Annotated in this window: 1 protein-coding gene; it reads right to left on the reverse strand. The window is 65.7% G+C overall.

The genetic code is table 11. The features are described from left to right. Positions 1-3,771 (reverse strand): beta strand repeat-containing protein (locus IE125_RS19080; RefSeq protein WP_194523958.1); only part of this gene is annotated, 3,771 nt, incomplete at both ends.

Below are 3,771 nucleotides of genomic sequence, written 5' to 3' on the forward strand. Positions count from 1 at the left end.
CTGACCGACGTCGGTGTCGAGCGCGTAGCTGGCGATGGTGCCATCGACATCGGTCGCCGCCGGGACCTGACCGGTGAGAACCGTGTTCTCGCCGGTGCTGCCGGCATCGGCGACGGCTTTCGGGCCATCGTTGGTGCCGGTGACGGTGATGGTCAGCGTCGAAGTGGCCGTACCACCCTGGCCGTCACTGACGGTGTAGCTGACCTGCGTGGTGTCGGTCTGACCAGCGGCCAAACGATCGAACGCCGTGCCGGGGTTGAAGCTATAGCTGCCATCGGCGTTCAGCGTGAACGTGCCGCCGTTGGAGCCGGCGATCGCGGTACCCACGCTTGCGGCCGTGCCGTTGACCGCGCTGACGCTGAGCGTACCGCCATCGACATCGCTGTCGTTGGCGAGTACGCCATTGGCGGCGTTGACGATCAGGGTGGTGTTTTCGCCGGTGCTGCCGGTATCGGTCTTGGCGACCGGGGCGTCGTTGGTGCCGGTGACGGTGATGGTCACGGTGACCGGTGCGCTGGTTGCGCCGTTGTTGTCGGTGGCGGTGTAGGTGAACGTGACGTTGCGGCTCTGACCCGCCGGCAGCGCATCGAAGTCGGTGCCCGGCGTGAAGCGATAGGAGCCGTCGGCGTTGAACGTCAGGCTGCCGTTGCCGCTGCCCACGCCCGTGGCGAGCTGGTAGCTGGCGATGGTGCCGTCGACGTCGGTCGCTGCCGGGACCTGGGCGTTGAGGATCGTATTTTCGCCGGTCGTGGCGGTGCTCGCTTGAGCGACTGGCGCATCATTGGTGCCGGTGACGGTGAAGGTGGCGCTCTGCGCGACCGTGCCACCCTGACCATCACTGATGGTGTAACTGACGCTGACGTCGCGTGTCTGACCGGCAGCCAGGTTCTGGTAGGCGGCGTTGGACGGATCCAGTGTCAACTGGCCGGTGGTGGCGTTATAGGTCACGCCTGCCGGTAGCGTGGTCGGCAGACCGGTGACGCTGAGCGTGCCGCCATCGACATCGCTGGCGCCGGACAGCAGGTTGAGCGTAACCGGAGCGCCGTCTTCCGTCGCACTGGTGGACAGCGGTGCGGTGACGGTCGGGGCGTCGTTGGTGCCGGTGACCGTGACGGTCAGCGTCGAAGTGGCGGTACCGCCCTGGCCGTCGCTGAGGGTGTAGCTGACCTGAGTGGTGTCGGTCTGACCCGCAGCCAGACGATCGAACGCCGTGCCGGGGTTGAAGCTGTAGCTGCCATCCGCGTTCAGCGTGAACGTGCCGCCATTGCTGCCGGCGATCGCGGTGCCCACGCTCGCGGCCGTGCCGTTGACCGCGCTGACGCTGAGCGTACCGCCATCGACATCGCTGTCGTTGGCCAGCACGCCGTTGGCGGCGTTGACGGTCAGGGTGGTGTTCTCGCCGGTGGTCTGGGTATCGGCAACCGCCACCGGCGCGTCATTGGTGCCGGTCACCGTAATGGTCACGGTCTGCGGCGAACTCACCCCACCATCGTTATCGGTGGCGGTGTAGGTGAACGTGACATCGCGGCTCTCGCCCGCAGCCAGCGCGTCGAAGTCGGTACCCGGATCGAAGGTGTAGGAACCATCAGCGTTGAACGCCAGCGAGCCATTGCCCTGACCCACGTCGGTGTGGAGTGAGTAGCTGGCGATGGTGCCATCGACGTCCGTTGCTGCCGGGACTTGACCGGTAAGAGCCGTGTTCTCGCCGGTGGTCTGGGTATCGGCAACGGCCACTGGCGCGTCGTTGGTGCCAGTGACGGTGATCGTCACTGTGACCGGGGAACTGCTGGCGCCGGCACTGTCGGTGGCGGTGTAGGTGAACGTGACATCACGGCTTTCGCCCGCGGCCAGCGCATCGAAGTCCGTGCCCGGATCGAAGGTGTACGAGCCGTCAGCATTGAACGCCAACGAGCCATTGCCCTGACCCACGTCGGTGTCGAGCGCGTAGCTGGCGATGTTGCCATCGACGTCAGTTGCGGCCGGGACCTGACCGGTGAGAACCGTGTTCTCGCCGGTGGTTTGGGTATCGGCAACCGCCACCGGCGCGTCGTTGGTGCCGGTCACCGTCACGGTCAGCGTCGAAGTGGCGGTACCGCCCTGGCCGTCGCTGACGGTGTAGCTGACCTGAGTGGTGTCGGTCTGACCCGCAGCCAGGCGATCGAACGCCGTGCCGGGGTTGAAGCTGTAACTGCCATCGGCGTTCAGCGTGAATGTGCCACCGTTGCTGCCGGCGATAGCGGTACCCACGCTCGCGGCGATACCGTTGACCGCGCTCACGCTGAGCGTACCGCCATCGACATCGCTGTCGTTGGCCAGCACGCCGTTGGCGGCGGTGACGGTCAGAGTGGTGTTTTCACCGGTGCTGCCAGTATAGGCCTTGGCGACTGGCGCATCGTTGGTACCGGTCACGGTGATCGTCACTGTGACCGGGTAACTGCTGGCTCCGGCATCATCCGTCGCGGTGTAGGTGAACGTGATATCGCGGCTCTCGCCGGCAGCGAGTGCGTCGAAGTCAGTGCCCGGCGTGAAGGTGTAGGAACCGTCGGCATTGAACGCCAACGAGCCATTGCCCTGACCCACGTCGGTGTCGAGCGCGTAGCTGGCGATGGTGCCATCGACGTCAGTTGCGGCCGGGACCTGACCGGTGAGAACCGTATTTTCTTCCGTCGTAGCCGTCGCAGCCTGCGCCACCGGCGCGTCGTTGGTGCCGGTGACGGTGATCGTCACGGTCTGCGGCGCACTGACACCGCCATCGTTATCCGTGGCGGTGTAGGTAAACGTGACGTCGCGGCTCTCACCCGCGGCCAGCGCGTCGAAATCGGTGCCCGGTGTGAAGGTGTACGAGCCGTCAGCATTGAACGCCAACGAGCCATTGCCCTGACCCACGTCGGTGTGGAGTGAGTAGCTGGCGATGGTGCCATCGACATCCGTCGCCGCTGGGACCTGGCCGGTGAGAACCGTGTTCTCGCCAGTGGTTTGGGTGTCAACGACAGCCACCGGCGCATCATTGGTGCCGGTCACCGTAATGGTGATGGTCTGCGGCGCGCTGACACCGCCATCGTTATCGGTCGCGGTGTAGGTGAACGTGACGTCGCGGCTTTCGCCCGCAGCTAGGGCGTCGAAATCGGTGCCCGGGGTAAAGGTGTAGCTGCCGTCGCTGTTGAAACTGAGGCTGCCGTTGCCTTGGCCGACGTCGGTGTCGAGCGCGTAGCTGGCGATGGTGCCGTCGACATCCGTCGCCGCCGGGACCTGACCGGTGAGAACCGTGTTCTCGCCGGTGCTGCCGGTATCGGCCTTGGCCACCGGCGCATCGTTGGTGCCAGTGACGGTGATCGTCACCGTCACCGGAGCGCTGCTGGCTCCGGCATTGTCAGTGGCGGTGTAGGTGAACGTGACATCACGACTCTCGCCCGCGGCCAGCGCGCCGAAGTCCGCACCCGGATCGAAGGTGTAGGAACCGTCGGCATTGAACGCCAGCGAGCCATTACCCGTACCAACATCCGTCGCCAACTCGTAACCCGCGATGGTGCCGTCGACATCGGTCGCCGCCGGGACCTGGCCTGTGAGGACAGTATTCTCTTCTGTCGTAGCCGTCGCAGCCTGTGCCACCGGCGCGTCGTTGGTGCCGGTCACAGTGATCGTCACCGTCACCGGAGCGCTGCTGGCGCCGGCATTGTCGGTGGCGGTATAGGTAAACGTGACATCGCGGCTCTCGCCCGCGGCCAGCGCATCGAAGTCGGTGCCCGGCGTAAAGGTGTAGCTGCCGTCGCT

It is taken from the genome of Salinicola rhizosphaerae, from assembly GCF_014652715.1.
Taxonomy (GTDB): Bacteria; Pseudomonadota; Gammaproteobacteria; order Pseudomonadales; family Halomonadaceae; genus Salinicola; species Salinicola rhizosphaerae.